Annotated in this window: 28 protein-coding genes; 22 read left to right on the forward strand and 6 right to left on the reverse strand. The window is 49.4% G+C overall.

Going from position 1 to position 19,678, the window contains the following annotated elements; translation table 11 throughout:
• The 6 genes from LDL35_RS06610 to LDL35_RS06635 all read left to right on the forward strand — a co-directional run.
• Window positions 1-1,319 (forward strand): SbcC/MukB-like Walker B domain-containing protein (locus LDL35_RS06610; protein WP_304020667.1); only part of this gene is annotated, 1,319 nt, incomplete at its 5' end.
• A gap of 37 nt (window positions 1,320-1,356) precedes the next feature.
• A complete protein-coding gene (locus LDL35_RS06615) occupies window positions 1,357-1,824 on the forward strand; it encodes a hypothetical protein (RefSeq protein WP_304020670.1) in 468 nt (155 codons plus the stop codon).
• Window positions 1,825-1,982: 158 nt separating this feature from the next.
• A complete protein-coding gene (locus LDL35_RS06620; RefSeq protein ID WP_304020671.1) occupies window positions 1,983-2,426 on the forward strand; it encodes a formylmethanofuran dehydrogenase subunit E family protein in 444 nt (147 codons plus the stop codon).
• Window positions 2,423-3,166, forward strand: a complete 744-nt coding sequence (locus tag LDL35_RS06625) for a metal ABC transporter ATP-binding protein (RefSeq protein ID WP_304020673.1) — start codon at window positions 2,423-2,425, stop codon at window positions 3,164-3,166. The genes LDL35_RS06620 and LDL35_RS06625 overlap by 4 nt, the downstream gene beginning before the upstream one ends.
• The gene (locus LDL35_RS06630; RefSeq protein ID WP_304020676.1) at window positions 3,166-3,996 is read left to right on the forward strand and encodes a metal ABC transporter permease; all 831 of its coding nucleotides are present in this window, start codon (window positions 3,166-3,168) and stop codon (window positions 3,994-3,996) included. Before LDL35_RS06625 ends, LDL35_RS06630 begins: the two co-directional genes overlap by 1 nt.
• 25 nt (window positions 3,997-4,021) lie before the next feature.
• Window positions 4,022-4,903, forward strand: coding sequence for a metal ABC transporter substrate-binding protein (locus LDL35_RS06635; protein ID WP_304020678.1), 882 nt, complete (start codon window positions 4,022-4,024; stop codon window positions 4,901-4,903).
• Window positions 4,904-5,126: 223 nt separating this feature from the next.
• On the opposite strand, the gene LDL35_RS06640 is transcribed toward LDL35_RS06635, so the two are convergent.
• The 6 genes from LDL35_RS06640 to mobB form a co-directional block, all read right to left on the reverse strand.
• Complete coding sequence (locus LDL35_RS06640) at window positions 5,127-5,960, reverse strand: metal ABC transporter permease (RefSeq protein WP_304020682.1); 834 nt, start codon at window positions 5,958-5,960, stop codon at window positions 5,127-5,129.
• Window positions 5,957-6,733, reverse strand: coding sequence for a metal ABC transporter ATP-binding protein (locus LDL35_RS06645; RefSeq protein WP_304020685.1), 777 nt, complete (start codon window positions 6,731-6,733; stop codon window positions 5,957-5,959). The genes LDL35_RS06640 and LDL35_RS06645 overlap by 4 nt, the downstream gene beginning before the upstream one ends.
• Window positions 6,730-7,668: a metal ABC transporter solute-binding protein, Zn/Mn family gene (locus LDL35_RS06650; RefSeq protein WP_304020688.1), complete on the reverse strand. Its 939-nt coding sequence runs from the start codon at window positions 7,666-7,668 to the stop codon at window positions 6,730-6,732. Before LDL35_RS06650 ends, LDL35_RS06645 begins: the two co-directional genes overlap by 4 nt.
• 38 nt (window positions 7,669-7,706) lie before the next feature.
• On the reverse strand, window positions 7,707-8,123 hold the full coding sequence (locus LDL35_RS06655; RefSeq protein ID WP_304020691.1) for a metal-dependent transcriptional regulator: 417 nt from the start codon (window positions 8,121-8,123) through the stop codon (window positions 7,707-7,709).
• Window positions 8,124-8,214: 91 nt separating this feature from the next.
• Window positions 8,215-9,147: a hypothetical protein gene (locus LDL35_RS06660; RefSeq protein ID WP_304020694.1), complete on the reverse strand. Its 933-nt coding sequence runs from the start codon at window positions 9,145-9,147 to the stop codon at window positions 8,215-8,217.
• The gene (mobB, locus tag LDL35_RS06665; RefSeq protein ID WP_304020697.1) at window positions 9,144-9,839 is read right to left on the reverse strand and encodes a molybdopterin-guanine dinucleotide biosynthesis protein B; all 696 of its coding nucleotides are present in this window, start codon (window positions 9,837-9,839) and stop codon (window positions 9,144-9,146) included. Before mobB ends, LDL35_RS06660 begins: the two co-directional genes overlap by 4 nt.
• A 97-nt stretch (window positions 9,840-9,936) precedes the next feature.
• Between mobB and LDL35_RS06670 the strand changes: the two genes are divergently transcribed.
• The 16 genes from LDL35_RS06670 to LDL35_RS06745 all read left to right on the forward strand — a co-directional run.
• Window positions 9,937-11,823, forward strand: a complete 1,887-nt coding sequence (locus tag LDL35_RS06670) for a PAS domain-containing protein (RefSeq protein WP_304020700.1) — start codon at window positions 9,937-9,939, stop codon at window positions 11,821-11,823.
• Window positions 11,789-12,763, forward strand: coding sequence for a hypothetical protein (locus tag LDL35_RS06675; RefSeq protein WP_304020702.1), 975 nt, complete (start codon window positions 11,789-11,791; stop codon window positions 12,761-12,763). The genes LDL35_RS06670 and LDL35_RS06675 overlap by 35 nt, the downstream gene beginning before the upstream one ends.
• 139 nt (window positions 12,764-12,902) lie before the next feature.
• The gene (locus tag LDL35_RS06680) at window positions 12,903-13,388 is read left to right on the forward strand and encodes a hypothetical protein (protein ID WP_304020704.1); all 486 of its coding nucleotides are present in this window, start codon (window positions 12,903-12,905) and stop codon (window positions 13,386-13,388) included.
• Window positions 13,385-13,711, forward strand: a complete 327-nt coding sequence (locus LDL35_RS06685) for a DUF2109 domain-containing protein (protein ID WP_304020706.1) — start codon at window positions 13,385-13,387, stop codon at window positions 13,709-13,711. Before LDL35_RS06680 ends, LDL35_RS06685 begins: the two co-directional genes overlap by 4 nt.
• Window positions 13,708-13,938, forward strand: a complete 231-nt coding sequence (locus LDL35_RS06690; protein ID WP_304020709.1) for a DUF2108 domain-containing protein — start codon at window positions 13,708-13,710, stop codon at window positions 13,936-13,938. Before LDL35_RS06685 ends, LDL35_RS06690 begins: the two co-directional genes overlap by 4 nt.
• Window positions 13,935-14,171, forward strand: coding sequence for a DUF2107 family protein (locus LDL35_RS06695; protein WP_304020712.1), 237 nt, complete (start codon window positions 13,935-13,937; stop codon window positions 14,169-14,171). The genes LDL35_RS06690 and LDL35_RS06695 overlap by 4 nt, the downstream gene beginning before the upstream one ends.
• Window positions 14,168-14,635 (forward strand): EhaF family protein, encoded by a 468-nt coding sequence (locus tag LDL35_RS06700; protein ID WP_304020716.1) that lies wholly within the window; start codon window positions 14,168-14,170, stop codon window positions 14,633-14,635. Before LDL35_RS06695 ends, LDL35_RS06700 begins: the two co-directional genes overlap by 4 nt.
• Window positions 14,635-15,231, forward strand: coding sequence for an EhaG family protein (locus LDL35_RS06705; protein WP_304020719.1), 597 nt, complete (start codon window positions 14,635-14,637; stop codon window positions 15,229-15,231). Before LDL35_RS06700 ends, LDL35_RS06705 begins: the two co-directional genes overlap by 1 nt.
• The gene (locus LDL35_RS06710; RefSeq protein WP_304020722.1) at window positions 15,224-15,880 is read left to right on the forward strand and encodes a hypothetical protein; all 657 of its coding nucleotides are present in this window, start codon (window positions 15,224-15,226) and stop codon (window positions 15,878-15,880) included. The genes LDL35_RS06705 and LDL35_RS06710 overlap by 8 nt, the downstream gene beginning before the upstream one ends.
• 2 nt (window positions 15,881-15,882) lie before the next feature.
• Complete coding sequence (locus tag LDL35_RS06715) at window positions 15,883-16,086, forward strand: hypothetical protein (RefSeq protein WP_304020726.1); 204 nt, start codon at window positions 15,883-15,885, stop codon at window positions 16,084-16,086.
• A gap of 1 nt (window position 16,087) precedes the next feature.
• Window positions 16,088-16,930 (forward strand): respiratory chain complex I subunit 1 family protein, encoded by an 843-nt coding sequence (locus LDL35_RS06720; protein WP_304020729.1) that lies wholly within the window; start codon window positions 16,088-16,090, stop codon window positions 16,928-16,930.
• On the forward strand, window positions 16,927-17,172 hold the full coding sequence (locus LDL35_RS06725) for a hypothetical protein (protein WP_304020731.1): 246 nt from the start codon (window positions 16,927-16,929) through the stop codon (window positions 17,170-17,172). The genes LDL35_RS06720 and LDL35_RS06725 overlap by 4 nt, the downstream gene beginning before the upstream one ends.
• Window positions 17,169-17,546 (forward strand): hypothetical protein, encoded by a 378-nt coding sequence (locus LDL35_RS06730; protein WP_304020734.1) that lies wholly within the window; start codon window positions 17,169-17,171, stop codon window positions 17,544-17,546. The genes LDL35_RS06725 and LDL35_RS06730 overlap by 4 nt, the downstream gene beginning before the upstream one ends.
• Window positions 17,543-17,995, forward strand: a complete 453-nt coding sequence (locus tag LDL35_RS06735) for an NADH-quinone oxidoreductase subunit B family protein (RefSeq protein ID WP_304020735.1) — start codon at window positions 17,543-17,545, stop codon at window positions 17,993-17,995. Before LDL35_RS06730 ends, LDL35_RS06735 begins: the two co-directional genes overlap by 4 nt.
• The gene (locus LDL35_RS06740; protein WP_304020737.1) at window positions 17,992-19,077 is read left to right on the forward strand and encodes a nickel-dependent hydrogenase large subunit; all 1,086 of its coding nucleotides are present in this window, start codon (window positions 17,992-17,994) and stop codon (window positions 19,075-19,077) included. Before LDL35_RS06735 ends, LDL35_RS06740 begins: the two co-directional genes overlap by 4 nt.
• Before the next feature lie 3 nt (window positions 19,078-19,080).
• Window positions 19,081-19,678, forward strand: a 598-nt coding sequence (locus LDL35_RS06745) for a 4Fe-4S dicluster domain-containing protein (RefSeq protein ID WP_304020740.1), incomplete at its 3' end; no start/stop codon positions are given.

Raw genomic sequence — 19,678 nt, forward strand, 5'->3', positions numbered from 1 at the left:
CCGATCTTGGGTGTTCCATAAATCAGGATACCAACATACCGGCACTCCTGCTCACTTTGAAGAACCGACAAAAAAGATTTCAGGAGCAGGAAGACCGGATAAAGAGTTGTGAAGTCGGGCTTCAGGAATTACATGCAAAATTTTGTGGTCTCATTGCAAGGATATCTGAAAAAACCAATGAGATCACCAGAACGAATGATGCAATAAAGGAGAAGGAATTAGCACTGCAGGCCCTGAAAAACGAGCGAAAAAATACATTTGGAGAGAAGGATACTGACCGTGAAGAGAGACGTCTGGCCGAAGCGGTTAAAATAGCCAGCGAGAACTTCGAGGCCAGGCAGAAGGAGAAGAACGATCTCTCCGCCCGGCTGCAGTCACTGGAAGGTCTTCTTTTAGATCTTGAGAAACGAATTTCAGGAACCCAACACGACATCCGTTCATCTCTTGAAGAATTTCTCTCCCAAATCCGACAGGCAGGGTTTGCAGACGAAGAGGCATATACATCTGCCCTGATGAAGCAGGAAGAGATGGTCCGGCTTGAAAAGGTATGGGAAGATATCAGAACCGAAGAGACGCGGATACGAGAGCGGAGAACATCTGCAAAGACCAGGTATGAGGAAGAGCAGAAGAAAAACCTCACGACAAAATCTGCTTTAGACCTGAAAGCTGACCTTGAGGAGTTTCAGAAGCAAAAAGACCAGTATATGGCAGATATTGGGAAGAACCAGGAGAAACTTATCAGGCATGAAGAGATGGTACGGCAGCAGCGGGAGAAGATTGCCATCCGGGATGCCCGGCAACGGGAGGTGGATAAATGGCACCGGCTCTATGACCTCATCGGCTCAGCGGATGGGAAGAAATTCAGAGTGTTTGCCCAGGGACTTACATTCTGCATCCTCCTCAGTCATGCAAACCGGCATTTGCAACGCATGACCGACCGGTACATCCTCATTCAGGATAAGGATCTCCCCCTTGACATGCAGGTCATCGATACCTGGCAGGGCGGTGTGATAAGATCGGTAAAGAACCTGTCAGGAGGAGAGATATTCATGGTCAGTCTTGCCCTGGCCCTTGGTCTTTCACATATGGCAAGTCAGAATGTCAGGGTTGATTCTCTCTTCCTTGATGAAGGATTTGGAACGCTTGATGAGGATGCTCTTGAAACCGCCCTCTCCACCTTATCCGGTCTTGAACAGGAGGGGAAACTCATCGGCGTTATCTCACATGTATCGGCACTCAAAGAGAGGATTCCTGTCCGTATATCCATCGAGAAAGGAAGCAACGGGAGGAGTACAATTCTTCTTCCCTATCTCTTCTGAATGAAACCTTTATCTTTGTTTATTTCCATCTCCATGTATGGCACCATCACTGTGGTATGGGATTCTCCTCCTCTTCTCCGGCCTTGTCATCTTCGGAGTGAGTGCGGCAGTTATTGACTCGTCATATGTATACGGGCATCCGCCCAGTGCAGGTAACATTGTCCTCAACTTTGATAATACCGGCAATGACCTGGACGCGGTTGTGATTGTCACTCTTGGCGGGAATGCCGATCCGCTCTATGCCATTTATATTCCCGCTGAGGATTATGGCAGCATCAAGAGTATCGGTCAGGGACGATTTGATGTCTATTTTCAGCTTGGGGTGGACTGGGACGAGCGGAACCGTATCTTCCAGGATGGGAAGTTTTTCAAGATCTCAACACCGGTGATCCTGAAGGATAATAAGGATAGCTATACCGTGTATCTCTATGATAAAGAGGGAAAACCAAAGAGAGTGAAAGAGATAACGCAGAAAGAGATGCCGGATATCAGACCACGGATCTGATTCCGTATTATTTTATCCTGTTTTCACACTCTTTATAAATCATTGATACATATACACCGTTTTACATAATTTTACACCATAGGATAATACGGCCTGATCATTCTTCTCAAACGATATGAATAGTACATTTTTTGTGTTACAAACAAAGATAGATGATCATGAAATGGCATGAACACTGCCACTATATGGAGCTCCCCCGTGAATACCCTGTTACAGAACTGGCCAGATTTCATGGACATCTGGGCCCGTTTATTGTAATCGGATACCGGATGGGAAGATATGCATTACAAAAATTAGGTGACAATCCCTTTGCCATGAAGGCCTGTGTGTATTGTTCAGGCACCACCCCGCAGTCATGCCTCGCTGATGGCGTTCAGCTGGGGAGCGGATGCACCCTTGGAAAAGGCAATATTGAGATCGTAAAATCTGATGTTGTCTACACCGAGTTCTCATCTGACGGAGCGAAAATCCGTCTCACGCCCCTTGCGTTAAAACAGTTGCCCCAGGATACACCTGATTATGAACTCGAGATCGAGAAATATGCTGCTGACCTGTATACCCTCCCTGATGATCAGCTCTTCTCGGTTGAGGTCCTCTCATGACCTGTGGCAAAGACCACATCATCCAGCTTAAAGAAGTATGGACCACCTATGAAGGCGCAGACCTTCCGGTCATAAAAGATGTCACCCTCAATATAAAACCGGGCGAGTTTGTCGTGATTGGCGGTCCGAACGGGGCTGGTAAAACCACTCTCCTCGAGACCATTGCAGGACTGCTTCCGGTGGTCAATGGCAGTGTTCAGGTCTGTGGTCATGACGTCATCAAAGACGGGTGTGCTGCACGAAAGAAGATCGGATATGTCATCCAGAATTTTGATTTTCACCCGTACACTCCGTTCACCGTTGAGGAGGTTGTCCTTATGGGTCGGTACGGAAAGCTCGGATGGCTGAAACGTCATTCCAGCAGGGACATGGACAAGGTTACATCGGCCATTTGCCAATTGGGGCTCTGCCCGATGCAGAAGAACCAGATCGGAAAACTCTCCGGAGGTCAGCAGCAGAAGGTGCTTATTGCACAAAACCTGGCAAAGGATCCAGAGGTTCTTCTCCTTGATGAACCCTTCAGCAACCTTGACATGGTCACTCGGGAAGAGGTCAGCAGACTTCTCTGCCAGATAGCCGATGCAGGCATTCCGGTCCTTATCGTATCTCATGCATTTGACGCTCTGCCAGACCGGGACATCAGGGTTGTTGTCATGCAGCATGGGGAGATCATCCTCAATCAGCTCTCTCATCCGTCTGACGTTGGAAACCTGGTCCGATCTGCCTCGGTGGCAGCCTGATGCTGGAATTTCTCATCCCAAATAATGTCATGTGCCATGCAGTGGAGGCGATGCTCTTTGCCTCCCTGGGATGTGCGCTATTAAGTGTCCTGATCACCCAGATGAACATCTCATCCATCGGGTTTACCATGTCCCATGCCGCTTTTGCCGGTGGATCAGTCGGGGCATTTTTCGGGTACGCAGTCCTCCCGTCAGCAGTATTCGTAAGTATCCTGACCGCTTTTCTCATGGGGCCACTCAGTGACCGGACCAGGATGCATACCGATACAACTCTTGGGGTGCTCTTTGGGACCATGATGGCCGTTGCCATCTTCTTTATTGCACTCATGCAGGGGACGGGAAAAGGCTTTGATGCAAGTTCACTCCTGTATGGAAATGTCATCTCCCTCTATCGGGAGGAGATCTATGCCCTGGCTGTGATCACCTGCATCATCCTCATATTCCTGATAATCTTTTACAAGGAGATAACCGCGATCGTCTTTCACAAACGTCTTGCCGAGATTGCGGGGATTCAGGTAAAGCCGGTCTACTATGGGATCCTGTTTCTGATATCAGTCATGGTTGCCCTGAGTATTCCAATCGTCGGCGGGTTGCTCCTGTATGTATGGCTGGTTACCCCAGCTGCGATCGCCTACCAGTTCTGTAATACCATGCGGAATATGTTCATCATGGCACCGGTTGTTGCGGTTATTGTCAGTGTGACAGGTGCGATATGTGGCATTCTGTACTCCCTCCCGGTCGGCCCTCTGACGGCGGTGATTTTTAGCGGCCTGTTTGTCGGTGCAGTAGCAGTATCGCCGAAAAGGAAGATCGTGTTTCACAATCATTAATACGAAAAATGAAGAAGTAATAATTATGAAGCATTCAGGATTATTACTGATTCTGGGCATCATCATTGCTCTTATTCCGGGTGCAATGGCCCTGAACGTTGTGACAACGACCTCCGTCCTGTGGGATCCGGTTCATGAGATTGGTGGCGAGGATGTGAATGTCGTATACATCGCTGACCCGACCGTCTGCCCGCACCTGCAGGGTGATATTCTGCCAGGCCTGATCCAGAAGAATGCAGAAAACCTTGAGAAAGCAGATCTGTTCCTGGCCCATAACTCCAGTATGGACCTTGCAACCATGCAGGCGGTAGAGAAATTCCGTGACTCAAACGGGTTTGGAAAGACCAACTGGAAGATCCTAAAGCCGGATACTGCCTGGAACACCCCTGATACCGCTGTGGAACTTGCAGACACGGTCCTTGGCTGGCTGAAAGCAGCAGATGCAACAAAAGCAAAGACTTTTGATGAACGTGCACAGGCATACAAAGAGAAGATTATGGCTGCAGGAACCCTGACCGATGAGGAGAAGAGTCTGCTTGCAAAGAAGTATGCGGTTGTCATGGCCTGGCAGAGAGAGCCGGTAGAGAAATGGCTTGGTCTGAATGTGGTTGATTTCTTTGCTCCGGAGTTTGCGTTTGGCGGCAATAAGACACCGGCAAAGGTGGTTGACACACTAAAGGCAGATCCGCAGAAACTCTATGCACTTGATCTCCTGCCTGGTGGCGGAAAGATCTACGTGATTGAGAACATGCAGTCAGGTGAGATGGCAAAGGGCATTGCAGAGGCACTGGAGGACATGGCAATTTATGCAAACCGCGTTATATTCACCAACTTCCCGAAATCAGTGGAGGGCGTGGACTCAATTCCGGATGTGCTGACATATAACAAGAACCTGGTCCTCCAGTAACTCTTTTTTTTCTCCGGAAACTATAGTAGTAATTTTCATATAGATTATTACCTAACGGATAATGGTACTACTGTGATGATCTCCATGGTGGGAGTACATCAGAAAACCAGTATCAACCGATTCATCATTGCTCCATCAACAAAATCACATAACACCCCGGACAGGTTCAGTACAATCTGCAGGTCATCACATACCCACCAAAAAAGGGGGACCTTCCCCCTGTCTAATCAGTATTTTGCAGATCTTTTCTAAAACCCCTCACAATACCGCCACCTCCCAATACCAGGAGGTATACGGCGACACCAAGGAGAATGATGGTAGAGCCTGATGGGATGTCAAAGATCCAGGAGAGAAAGATACCAGATGTTGTCAGAATCATGCTTATCAGAGTAGCCCTGACCATCATCCCTTTCAGCGTTCCTGAACATGGCCGGGCGATGGCTGCCGGGAGTGTGAGAAGGGCAATGACGAGGATGATACCGACAACCTGGATGAGAACCACGACTGATATTGCTATAAGGGACAGAACCACGAGATGCAGACTCCGGGTCGGCAGGTTTGAGATGGTGGCATACTCAGTATCAAATGCCAGAGCCTGCAGTACCGGGTAGAGGATGCAAAAGAGGAGGACAATACTGACCGCCAAAAGAGCAATCATGGTAAGGTGTTCTGGTGCGACCAGGAGAATATTGCCAAAGAGATAACTAAAGAGGTCGGGAGTATACCCGGGGGTCAGAGAGAGACAGAGGATACCAAAGGCCATGCCTCCTGCCCAGAACGCACCGATGAGCGTGTCAATGTGCTCTTTGGCCCGTTCAACCAGCCCCCAGATGAGAGCAGCAATTCCAAGGGTGAACCAGAAGGCACCGACAAGCGGGTCAATACCCAGAAGATATCCAAGTCCAATCCCGCCAAAGGCTGCATGGGATATCCCCCCGGCGATCGAGATCATATGCCTGACATAGATATAACTCCCGATAATCCCACAGATGACTGAGGCCATGAGCCCGGAAAGAAGTGCGGACCTGAAAAATTCAAACCCGAGTGCTTCAATCATGGATGATCTCCATGCCGCTCCAATACCCGGTGTGGAATATCTCCATGGGTGATGAGATCAACCGGACACCCGTAGGTTCGGGAGATCATCTCCGGAGTCACCTGATCACTCTCATGCATAAATAAACGCCGGTTCAGACAGGCCACCCGGTTTACGTGTCGGGAGACCACCCCGATATCATGGGTTATCATAACAATGGTGATCTCCTTTGCTAACGAGGAGAGAAGTTCATAAAAGTGCTCTTCTGTCGGGGTATCCACGTAGACCGTTGGTTCGTCAAGAATAAGGATGTCAGGGTTTCCGGCCAGAGCCCGTGCAATCAGAGCACGTTGTCTCTCCCCGCCGGAGAGATCGCGTACCGGCCGGTCACCAAGGGGCTCAGCTGATAGACGGGATAATGCCTTGTCTGCAGCAGCATGATCCTCATGGGTATATCGCCTGATAACCCCGCTCTTTCTCCCCATCCTGCCGGTCAGAACCATTTCATGAACTGTAATCGGGAAGGAGAAATCAAATGCATGCGTTTGAGGAACATATCCTATCCTGGCCCTGGTATCAGGTGTTGCCGGTGAGCCAAAAAGAAGGATCTCCCCGGTATCGCAGGGGATAAGACCGAGGATTGCTCTGACCAGCGTTGTTTTCCCGGCCCCGTTCGGACCGATGATCGCGAAAAAGTCTCCTTTCCTGACCTGAAAGGTTATCGAATCCAGGACTTTCTGCTGATTTCTGATGATGGATACATTGGTAACCTCAATCACCGGTTCATGATTCATGATACCCCTGATATTCTCTCTGCTATCTGTCGCATGTTCTCAAGGTAATCCCCGGCAAGCGGACTGATAAGAACCATGGTTCCGTTCAGCTCCCGTGCAAGAGTCTCAGCCTGCTTCGTGGACCCTTCAGGTTCTGCAAAAACAATGGTAATCCCCATGGATTTTGCCTGTGTGATAAGATCTGCGAGCTGCTTTGCTGATGGTTCACGGCCGTTCTCTTCAACCGCCATCTGGGTCAGATTATAATCCCTGCAGAAATAACCAAAGGCAGGATGAAATACGAGAATTGTCCTTGATTTTAACTCTTTGAATGATTCACGGATCTCCTGGTCAATATCTGCAAGGTTTTCGAGGTACCTGTCCCGGTTCGTATAGAACTCATCTCTCATCTCCGGTCGTGCATCGGCCATCGCTTCAGCAGTGGTATTGACAATACGGGCGGCATTCTGAAGTGACAGCCAGACATGGGGATCAATACTATCATGAGCCTCCTGATCCGCTTCTTCACTTTCATGCTCATGCGTATGTGCTGCACGGTGGACCTTGATCGAATGTGAGGCATTGATGACCAGCATAGTAGGATAGGTCCGGGTTATTCTCTCCATCCACCGGTTCTCAAACTCGATTCCTGAACCCAGTGCAATGTAGAGATCAGCAGACTCAAGGCCGGCAATCTGTGACGGGGTCGGTTCAAAGGTATGCGGACTTGCACCGGGCGGGACCATCACCAGGACAGATACGTTATAATCACCTGCAACCGCTCTGATGAACTCCTCCTGGGGAGGGATGGTGCAGGCAACCACCAGAGGATGGGAAGAAGAGACCTCCTCCTGATCGGTGCAGCCACATACACAAAGAAAAAGAACAAACCAGCAGAGAACCAGAAATACCTGACTAAAGCGCCCAAAATGATGAGAAATATGATAATTCTCCATCTTCACGAATTGAAGCTTTAAGCTAAAATTTACCATTTTCAGACTCCGCAGCAGATAGGATCATGATCAATCACACCACAGGCCGCCCGGCTCGGATGGCCGAGTGAGCGACAAATCTGGTCAATATGAACCCTTGGAACCAGATGTTCTATCTTTTCAGCCTGAGTACATGCATCCTTCTCTGACAGGCCTGCACGGGCAAACATAAGTGAGAGGATGCGGTGCCTGCGCTGAAAAAAACGAGTGAGATCCTCACCCGATTCAGTGAGGGAGACCTTCTTCTCGGAATCATACCAGATATACCCGGCTTCTCCAAGTTCATGAAGTGATCTCGTAACGGTGGGAGTCCGGATCCCAAATTTTAATGCTATTTCGCCGGGTTTTACTCCGGATTCATGGGCATGGATGAACTTTAAAAACCTGATCTTCTGAGGCGTATCGACCCTGCCTGTCATATCTGAATATGGAACAGAAGAGGAGATAAAGCTACCAGCTAAAAATTTTCAAATATCGGAGAAGAACCAAAATCCCGATTCAGAACATACGTCAGGAATCAGGATCGGCAGGAGTCTGCCATTGTTTTAATGTCCGCTGAACTGATTTTTTCCCAAAAAGGTTCTCCCTGTAGATCGGATCCGGGCGAATCCCGAGTTCTTCTGATACGGCATATACACATGCATGTTTCACCAGACAAGCCCTGCATTTCGGTCCAGGACCACACCAGGCTGAGCCGATCAGATAGAGTGGCCGATCCAGATTCCATGGATCATCAGGTGAGAGCATCCGGGCAAGCCGCCTGGCTTTCATGGGTGTGATCCCGCTGCCATCCCCGCATATCATCCGCCCCAGAACCCGTGAATCAACAATATCACCCACAATATCAAACGGTCCCTCGATATACCCAAGGTCCTTTAGTGTCCCGACAATAAGACAGGCAATTGATCGGGGAATTCTGAGAAGTAAGAGCCGTTTGTATACCGACTCCGGATCCTGCTCATATCCGGTCCATATCTGCCGGCCGTCTCCGGCATAAAATCTGAGCATCAGGGTTGCGATCGTAAAAAGTCGTGTGTGAATCTTTGGTTCGGGATGGAGATTATAATCAAAAAAACGTTCGTCCCATCCCTCACGGGTATGATCAACAATCACCTGCCAGAGGGATTCAGGATTGTCCAAAACCTCCTCGGTGAAAAAAACCACATTGTCCCATACATCCGTCTTTCCTGATCGATATTCAAGAAAACAGGCACATAAAAATGCGTTTGCCTCTTTTCTGGTCATCTCTGATGAAAAACCATCGGTGAGCAGGAACGAATCAGAAGCACGAAACCGTGGATGCTCCCTGGTCAGTCTGAACAAGGATTCAGATACGATCTGAAGTACCTCTCCGGTAACCCGGCTTATTTCAGCAGGATCCTGACCGGATACTGAACTCATGAGAGGAATTAACCGGGCCATGCGGGTGGTATGCGGTGTCATGACTGTAAACAGGGACGGAGTAGGTTGAATGCCTCAGAAAAGACTTCCACATCATCATGGTGGGCAGGCATCGCCATGACCAGGTACACCGGGTACCGATTATCATCCGCCCACTTCTGTACCCTGGCACGAATTCCAGATATCCGGTGATCACCGGCATATTGCTCTTCTATGTGTGAACAAAGGCGTGTAGTATTTGGATAGTCAGAAGTATATCCGGCCCAGGAGAAGATCTGACAATCCATACATTCTTCCATCAGTTCTTTCATAAGACCGGCCAGTGTGTACCAGTCATCAAACTGGTCAAGAACTGCAAGAACCTCATGAGTTTCTGGATCTTTTACAAGGCTGGTACCTTCAAGATCACCGATAACCACCTTCTGAAATGGCCTTTTTTTAAACCCTTCGATAATCGCATACCTGATACCTGAATCTGAAAGAAGGTTTAACGCATCATCCAGACTGGTACTGTGAAAAGTGGCTGAGGTCTTCTCTTCGTCAACACCAATCGCCGGGTTGGCTCCTGCTTCAAAGTGAAGTGTCGTATCCTTCCCCAGTGGAAGAACACAATAATGACTGCCAATATGTTTAATGGTCGCTGTTCTGCCATGATGGACAAGATGAGAACAAAGGTCCAGGATGAATGTCGTTTTCCCTGACCCTGACCATCCTGCAATATGAATCACCTTCATACAAGAGACACCCCCTCCAGATCAAGAACCTGATCTCAGATCAGACGAGGAAGTTTTTAAGTAATACTATATCCAATTCCCCTCTTACGGGGTGTATATGGGGGGTGATCCGCCATTGATTTTTTCATCATTTTCACGTAAATTAGCGGCAGTCATCCTTTTTGTGCTCCTGTTTTCCCTTATTACCCTGGTCATCGTCTGGTACACGGGGTCGCTGACTGCCCTGGATGAGGAGTTTAAAAACCGGCAGAACCTCACCGATCAGATTCTGAAACAGTCAGTTATCTGGATTGACCGGGGGATTTCCCTCTATGAACTGCAATATATTCCCTCATTGGAGAAAGCAATGGATATATACCATACCGCTTATGAAAACTCGGGGGGAGACATCGCAAAGATGAATCTCAGCGCATTAAAAGAGCAGGTGGATGCACAACTGGAGGGGACCTATGACTTTTACCTGGTTCATGCAGACGGGCAGGTAGTGAAAAGCACCTTTGCTGAAGATATCGGCCTTGACTTTAAAATATGGCCGAAGTTTTATTCGGTCGTCTCTGCGATCCGGGAGAATGGCACCTTTGTTCCGGACCGGATGGTGCGGGGATATGCGAAAAATGCACCCATCCGGAAGTTTGCATATATGGGAACCAGTGACGGGAGATATCTGCTTGAAATAAGCAGGTCATTTGACCGGCTACTTCCCTACGCATCCGGTGCATCATACAAAGAGCTCATCAATAACCTTCCTGGTCTGAATCAGGATATCCGGTCTATAGAACTATACAATTCACGATATGAACTGGTCTCAAAATACCCTGCCCTTGCGACAAATGAACAGCCAAATGCGGAGACGTTGTCAAAAATCATCAGAACATTTGCAGATCATGCAAATTATGAGGAGACTGACCCGGTAACCGGGCATATTATCCGGTACACCCATCTTCCTATCAGTGATTCAGAATCACCATCAGCATCCGAGATGTATCTTGCAGCACGGACGGTATATTCAACTGATGACCGGGATCATAAAAAGGTTATTCTTACTTTGATTTTTGGTGGCTTCCTGCTCTTCACAGCCATTATTGCAGCCGGGGGAGCCTTTGCCGCGTCACGATACCTTTCAAGGCCGATCGACCGGATTGTTGAAGATATTCAGTATATCGCAGACGGAGACCTGGACCACCGGATCCGCCCGACCGGATCATCAGAGTTTAATACGATTGAAAAAGCCATAAACAGCCTTGTCACCAGTCTGAAAGAGACTATTAACAGTCTGAAAATACGGGAAGAAGAGCTGCTTGAGGAACTGGGGAAGAGATGGAAAGCAGAGGAGAATTATCGGAGACTTTTTGAATCTGCACACGAAGCAATCTTCATCCTGAAAGATACCAGAATTGAGAGTTGCAATAATGCGGCAACTCATCTCATCGGGATGAACATGAAGGAGATTATCGGCAAGGAACTCCATGATTTTTCACCACCGACACAACCGGACGGGAGAGATTCCAAAGAGGCGTCCCGTGAGATTATCCGCCGGGTTACCCAGGGTGATTTATCCATTATTGAATGGGACTTCATGAAGAAAGATGGGAAGATCCTGAATACTGAAGCTCAATGCAGCGCTGTCCTTTCCGGTGATGAAATCCTTGTTATGATAATATTCCGTGATGTAACCGAGCTTTTGGAGATGAGAAAGCGGGAGATTACCGCAATATCCCAGATTGAAGAGAACCTTGTCAGACTTGCTGCGATAAATGATCAGATCAGAAATCCCCTGGCATCCATTACCATCCTCAATGAGTTGCAGGGCGGAGATTATGAAGAGAAGATCCATGAGCAGATTATGACTATCGATGCTTTAATAAATGAAGTCGATAAAAATTTTGTGAAAACCGATAAAGTCCGTCTTTTCCTGACAAAACACTATGGCATACACTCCACCAGTCCTGATGAGGACAAAGGAAAGAGCCCGCCCCGTCGATAATATCTCCAGTGCTTTTTCATGCATCCTCATCATCCTGCTTTGCATGCTCTCTGCAGGATCTCCGGTATACGGAGAACATACCCCGAGTTTCGCTGCTTTTGGAGAGATATCATTCTCTGAAGGGGTTACCGAGGAGAGTGTCCCAATCAGGCCGGTCACTGAATATGAACCAGGGACGGTGAAAATCAGTGCGGTATTTCCCTTTATGAACATGGAAGACGGGATGTCGGTCGAGGTTGAATGGCTTTATAATGACGAGTGGTTCTACTCAACCGAAGAGGAATGGGACGAAGGGGAAGAGGGGATAACCCACCGGTCAATCTCATGGGAAGATGACCGGGAACTCGAACCCGGAGTCTACACACTCCGCCTATTCATCAACGGTCAGCTTGCCCGGTCGGCGGATGTAGAGGTCCTGGCACCAGGAGAAGAGGTACCAGAGGAACCAGTACGAAACCCTGAAGACCTCATCGATTCTGACCTGATGAAGGCATGGGAGATACTGGCCTATGCAGATAATGATCTTTTACAGGACCTTGCAAGCCTGGTACCCGATTATGGGATAGAACTTCGGCTGACCGACGAGATCGATTCAAGCGGACAGTATGTATATACGAGTGGTAAGAAAGAACCGGGGATAGTCTATATCTCCTGGGACTCCTGGAAGAAGACCAGCTGGGAAGAGGTCAGTGCAACCATCGCACATGAACTGACCCATGCAGTCCAGCACCTGACCAGCGATGAGGGGACATTTGGTTGCACAGTTGAACGCGAATATGAAGCGTACATGGCAAAATTTTACGTTCTTATGGAGACTGGAAGAACCGACATCCTTAGGAAAAACTGGTCGGCAGTATACAATCCCCGGACCGGAAAGATCTGGAAGAATGAATTGTGGAAAGCGCTGAAGGAGGCATATTCATCCTGTCCTGAATACTAATTATTCACTCATATGAGTGAACCCTTGGAACTCCTTTGAATATGGTGCAAAAGCGGTTCTTTCTTCTTTCAGTCTGGTGGATACGCATGGATCACAACCTTTAATCTGTTCCCGCACGAAGCGTACGTTACTAACCGGCATGATTAGCTCGTTCCTTCAGATTGCCTTCGCAGCCATCAGCTGCTGGGTTCTCTTTATCACGATTGATATGATCTGGGCACTGCCTCGTGAAGGAGGTGTTGTCGGAGCAAAAGCGATTGCAACAGCCATTGAGAAGACCGGAGGAGATATCAGGGGAGGGACCATGATGGGCAATATTGTGTCATCCCCTGATGCATCGGCCGGGACACTGCTTGCTGCCTGCGGAGTATACTGTTTTGGAATACCAGGCGGTCTTCTTGCAACGGTGCTCGTGTATATCGGAAACCGTATCTGCTATGATCCGGGGTATGCCGGAACGACGGGATGCTTTCTTGCAACCTTCATGGTATACCTCGGAACTCAGATCGGGATTCCGGCTGAGTTCTTCATTATCGGGATGGTGATTGCCATCCTGACCATTCAGGGGATCTCGCACCGGCACTCAAGCAGGCTTCTTGGCGCAATATGGAGGGTTCGGAGATGAGCATCGAGGGATCATCAGACCTGATAAGCGTAATATCCGGTCCTTTTTCATCTTCGTATATCAGCCCCCCGTCTGAAAGTGCGGAGCTTGCTGCTCTGTTATGTGGCATTATTGCTCTCTATGCAGTTATCAGAATCATTCGTGAACCGGATGTCATGCGAAAACTGCCATTCCTGAACGTATTCAGTTTTGCCATTGCCGGAATCATGGCGCTCATGATCCCTCATCCACTCGGAGTGGTTGCAGCAGCGGCATATTTTATCGGTTCGACATTTGAATCAAATGCGATTGCGAGTACCTGGGCCGGGGGGGTGGAGGAATGAATCTGCTCCTCATTGGAATATGTTGTATCATCACCCTTGCAGGAGGGGTGTACGCAGGAGTATCCCGGGATCCCTATGCAAAACTGATGGGCATCGGGATCATCGGAGGAGGAGTCATACCCCTTATCATTGCCAGAGGGTATGTTGATGTTGCTGCGGCCCTTGCGGTAATAATTCCCCTGTCCACGATATTCGTTCTCCAGCTCTGCAAAAAGGGGGCAGCATGAGTCCGGAGTTTTTCGCAGGTCTTCTCCTCCTCATCATCGGAACATGGGTCTGTGCCTTTCCCCGTGACCATGAATATCTGACCCGGATAATCAACCTTGAAATACCTGCATTCGGACTCCTTCTTGTTGCCTTGTCGTTTGATGAGACACTGGCCCTGCTGACGTTCATCGCCGTATCAACCCTGACGACATTTGTGCTTATCCTGCTGGTCGAGCGGAGGATGCCGGCATGATTCGACGTATTGGAAAGGGTTTTCGGATCTTCTCAAACTGGATGTCAACCTATGAGAACCTTGTCGCAGTCTACGCTGCACTGGGTATTTTAGTTGCCCTCTGCGGAGTTCTTATGGTTCCCATGCTTACGTATCATGAGGATCAGATATACTCAAAGACAATACACCGGGATTCAACGCTTGATCCCTATGACCGGGGAGGCATTCCCTTTACAAGAGCGGAGGTGAAGGCCCAGTACCCGGCGAACTCACCGACCGTCGGGTTTGTCACTGCATACCTGACACCCCTCTCCTGGTTCCTCGCCAATTCAACACCCTATCTCGGGACTACCATCGTTGCACATCCGGGTGGCATCCTTGATGAGATCCTCTATAACACGCGGGGACTTGATACGGTGGTCGAGACGAGTATCCTCTTTACGGCATTTGCCATCGCATCATTCCTGTTCAGGAGGAGAGACTGATGGATTTTTACCAGATTGGTCTTTTCTGCACCCTTATCTGTGTCGCCATATCATTCATCGCCCTCTTCCGGGAACGCGATGACATTCATAAAATTCTGGTCGTTGATCTGATAGAAACCACAGGTCTTGTTCTTATCTGTCTTGTCGCAACAGATCTGGCAGAGGCCCTGATCCTCCCCGGCCTGGTCGTCGGGATATCTGAACTCCTGATGCTCACCGAGCTCTATATCAGAAAGGAGCACCTTCCCCTTCCGGCATATAAACCGATTCGGATTGAAGTCATGCGGACCGCTCCACCCATCATCACCTTTGCCCTGGTTGTGTATGGAATAATCCTCTCAGGGTTTTCAGGTGGAGCAGTTGCAGGAATCGGGCTTGTGTTCTACTTCCTCTGCAAGGGGTATGAAGAGCGGTTTGCCCTGCTTGAGACGATATCAGGGTATGCATGGGCTCTCTGGATTGTGGCATTCTTTATCTTCATGATCCTGCCACAGGCCTGGCTGATTGCGGTGATGCTCTCCGGAGGGGCTATTCTCGTTAAAGTAACCACAAAGATGGCACTCATCGGCACCATGCGGGAGGGACGAAATGTTTAATCTGCCCATCGAAGGAGAGGAACTCTTTGTCCTTGAGTTTGGGGATATTGTCAATTACTTCAGTCTGTACACGACGACCCTGTTCCTGTTTGCAACCGCCTTTATCATCATTGCCATCATTGCCAGGCCGGAACGGCAGACAGATATCGTCTTTGGCACTGATGCGGTGTATATCAAGGATGTAAATCAGGAAAATCTGCGTTTCCAGCGATTCATGGCGATCGCCTGCGGCCTTGCCACACTTGGGGCAGTAAGCTCAGGTGACCTCTTTAACTTCTCCCTGTTTACTGCACTCATCGGGATTACCAACATCGGGATTGTCGCCGGGGTGAATAACCGGTATGTCCTGAATGCGGCGTATAATTACGGAATCGTCGCGATGGTTGCAACCACGTTCCTCTTTGGTGGTGCAGCAACGGCCCTTGGAACCTGTGGAACCCTGTCCATCTGGGAACTTGCCGGCCTTGGGATGGTCCCCCTGGCTGCAAAGATGTTCCTGGTCCTTGGAGTGATGGGAGAAGGAATGGCCCCCTTTTATATCGCAAAGGCTGAGATCACCCGGGCACCGGGAGCACCGTATGTTCTGATGATCCATGTCAGTTCGCTCCTCATCTTCCTCCGGGTAATAGAGATCATTCTGACGGTGTAACAATGAATAAAGAGTCATATCTGGCAATAACCATAATCACGGCAGTCATCCTCGCTCTTTTGGTATATGCGGTATCCATCGGAACCGAGCCTGGATGGCTTGCGGTAATCGGTGTGGTCCTGACATTTCCGATATTCACCCTCTCACTCTTTCTCTGGTGGAATGCATCGAATACAGACGGGGATATCCCATTTACCGGGTATTAATATGATAACACTGATACTTCCAGCAGTTTTTATCGGCCTTTTGTTTCATGGAATACATCGAAAAGTCATTGCACGGATACAGGGACGACCCGGCCCGCCGATCTGGCAGGAGATACTCCACACATTAAAATTCTCCTTTAAGCAGACATGGATCCCCAAAACGGCAAGCATGCCGATGTTTGTCTTCATCGTGGCAGTTTCCATAGCAATCTGGACCGGTGCATTCTATATCGTCTTCAGTGGTGGCAGTCTGCTCCTCCTCTTCGCGGTATTCATGCTCCATAAGATCACCGAACATGGTCTGGGACTCTCATCAGGCTCACCGTACGGAAAGTTCGGGGCAATTCGATCGGTGATGTCCGCAGCATCAGAGATCCCGCTCTTTGCAACGATTGCAGGAATATATGTGGTAACCGGTTCGCTCATGATCAGCGATATTACCAGGTACCAGGAGATACACGGACCCCTGCTCATCGGGGCATTCCCGATAGCCATTGCCATGTACATTGTCATACTTTCCAAGATGCATTACGGCCCGTTTTCAATCATCGAAGCAAAAGAGATCGTATCAGGGAACCGTACCGAGCACTTCGGAGTCTGGCGGGCCGGACTTGAAGTTGCCTATGCATTAAAGACTTTCGTGCTTCTGGCAGCATTTGTTCTGCTCTTCATCGGTGCCCTCCCCTGGTACCTGATGCTCCTTGCCATGCTTATCGTCCTGATATCACTCTCCTTTGTCTGTGCATTCACGCCGATGCTCTCGCCATTTGATGCGGTTGCCCTGCAGACGGTGATTACCGGAGTTCTCGCAGTATATATTATCGTTCTCGGGGTGATAGGATGAACCTCATCAGGATAGCCCTTGCAGGAGGGGCACTTGTCTATGCAGTGTTATTCGGGATTGAACTCATCCGGGGACATGTACTCTGGCAGGCAGTAGTTGGAATTATTGCTGTTGCCGCCCTTGCCCTGCTTCCCTTAACCAAAAATGAGCATCAGCTCCATGACGGGGAGATGATAGCAGTCTGGACCTGCATTCTGCTCTTCGGCCTCTATGCGATATTGAAAAGCGGAGGAATGGTATGACAGATATATATGAGCGTGACCTGTACGGGATGAAATTTGCCATCCTGAAAAGCCCGTACCATAAGAAAGTGGTCGCGGCCTGCGCAGATATGCTGGGAATTCCTCCAATGAAACTGCGACGGATACTCATAGAAAACCTGGATATGATGATGCTGGAGTCACTTGCCGTCAGATATGACAGCTGGCTGGAACGGGGGGATAAAGAGGGCGGAATTAAGCGGGAGATCGGGTATGAACTTTTCACGACCTATATCCCTATTATCTCCCCTGATGTTATGGAGAACGCTATACAGGAGTCCACAAAAAACAACAGCAACGCTGAAAGTGGAAAAAAACTCCTGCGGGCACAGGTATTTGCGGAGGAGAGCGAATGACAATGCTCCAGTCCCTGAAAAACGCCGTCCGTCAGCGGTCGATTCATGTCTGTTATGTGGACACCGGTTCCTGCAACGGATGTGATATCGAGGTCCTTGCCTGTCTCTCGCCCCGGTATGATCTTGAGCAGTATGGCATTTATGTCCACAATAACCCAAGAGAGGCGGATGTTCTGCTTATCATCGGCGGTGTGACTCCCCAGTGGGAGGATAAACTGAAGATGGTGTGGGATAAGATCCCAGAGCCTAAGGTAGCGGTATCAATCGGGAACTGCCCGATCTCCGGATGTGTCTTTTCACGGCCACAGACCCTCACCAGGGCTCCTGCCAAGAGTTATATTCCGATTGCGGCAGAGGTTCCCGGCTGTCCTCCCCGACCGACTGAGATAATTCAGGCAATCCTGTCAGTCGCACCCCTGATATTTAAAGACTGGGAGCTCAGGCGATGAAAAAGACTGTTGATGTATCTATCCCCCTTGGCCCGGTCCACCCGATCTTTAAGGAACCTTGCCGGATTAAATGTGAGACCTTTGGAGAGCAGATCCTTGCCGCCGAGGTTGAACTTGGGTACATGAAGAAAGGGATTGAACGTATCATGATTGGCCGGCCCTGGCAGGAGGTTATGTTCCTTGCCGAACGGGTCTGCGGGATCTGTTCAGTCATTCATAACTTTGTGTTCATTGAGACCATGGAGAAGATATCCGGCGTTACGGTCCCAGACCGGGCTGCATACCTTCGGGTGCTTGCAAATGAACTGGACCGGATGCAGAGCCACCTGATTGCAAACTTCTCGTACTGTTATACCATCGAACATGAGACCATCGGGATGTATCTCCTCAATATCCGTGAGAAGGTCATGGACATGCTCGAATACCTCACCGGTGCAAGAGTCACCTGTGCCTACATCGTTCCGGGAGGGGTCAGGTTTGATCCAGATAGTGAAGACCTGGCCCGGATCATGACCGCCATGGATGATGTGGAACGGGAGACCCGCCGGTACATGAGCATGTTTGATTCAGGGCCGCTCATCGGGCTTCGGAGTAAGGGGATCGGCGTTATGACCCGTGAACAGGCAGAACTTATCCATGCAGTCGGGCCGACCGCACGGGCCTGTGGTATTACTACCGACTTAAGGTCAGATCACCCGACCTACCAGAGACTGAACTTCTCACCCCTGGTACGGACTGAAGGAGATAACTATGCCAGGGTTATGCTTCGTTTCCAGGAAGTTTTACAGAGCGTGGAACTGATACGAACCATCATACGGACACTGCCGGAAGGAAAGATACGGGGAGGCGGAACCATCGGACGGGGTGAGACTACGCATAAGGGTGAAGCGCCAAGAGGTGAACTGACCTACCGGATTAAATCAGATACCCATGGAAGAGTCCAGGAGATATCAATCCAGACTCCCTCAATTATGAACATCGAAGCATGTGCACGATACATGATCCCGGGAGTAACATCGGTCGCTGATGTCACGGCGGCATACATCAGCTCTGATCCGTGCATCGCCTGTACTGAGAGGTAACAGATGAGATCCATCCTTTCATATATCCAGCATATGGCACGGCCGGAGTGGGTGAAAACTTTCTTCCTTGCGAAGACTGCCCCCCTCTCCACGCCGCCCCATTTCAGGGAGTTTCCCCATCTGACCGGAAAGGAATGCACCCATTGCTTTCAATGCATGATGATCTGCCCGGCTCCGGGGGCGATTGAGGTTATCAGAACCGAGAAACTTGGAGAGTGGAAACCGGTCATCCATCGTGGGCATTGTATCAGGTGTGGGCTCTGTGTTGAGATCTGCCCGGAACTGGTCCTTGATGCCGGCCGGGTCCATACAAAAAATGCAGAGGACGGCACCTATATGCAGTTCCAGTTCCACATCACCGTAAACCCGGTCACCTGTATGGGATGCGGGAGCTGCACGGTTGCCTGCCCGGTCAATAAAGAGATTGATCCACAGCTTGCTGCAAAAGGAACGAGCACCTCTGACGAAGTTATCATGCGGGTATACAAGGGGATCAACACGGTATTCCATGAGGATAAGTGCACCGGGTGCAAGACATGTGAAGAGCAGTGCCCGACCCGGTCAATACTGGTGGCACGGGTCCTCGAACCCTTGCAGATAT

It is taken from the genome of Methanospirillum hungatei (assembly GCF_020216685.1).
Taxonomy (GTDB): Archaea; Halobacteriota; Methanomicrobia; order Methanomicrobiales; family Methanospirillaceae; genus Methanospirillum; species Methanospirillum hungatei_B.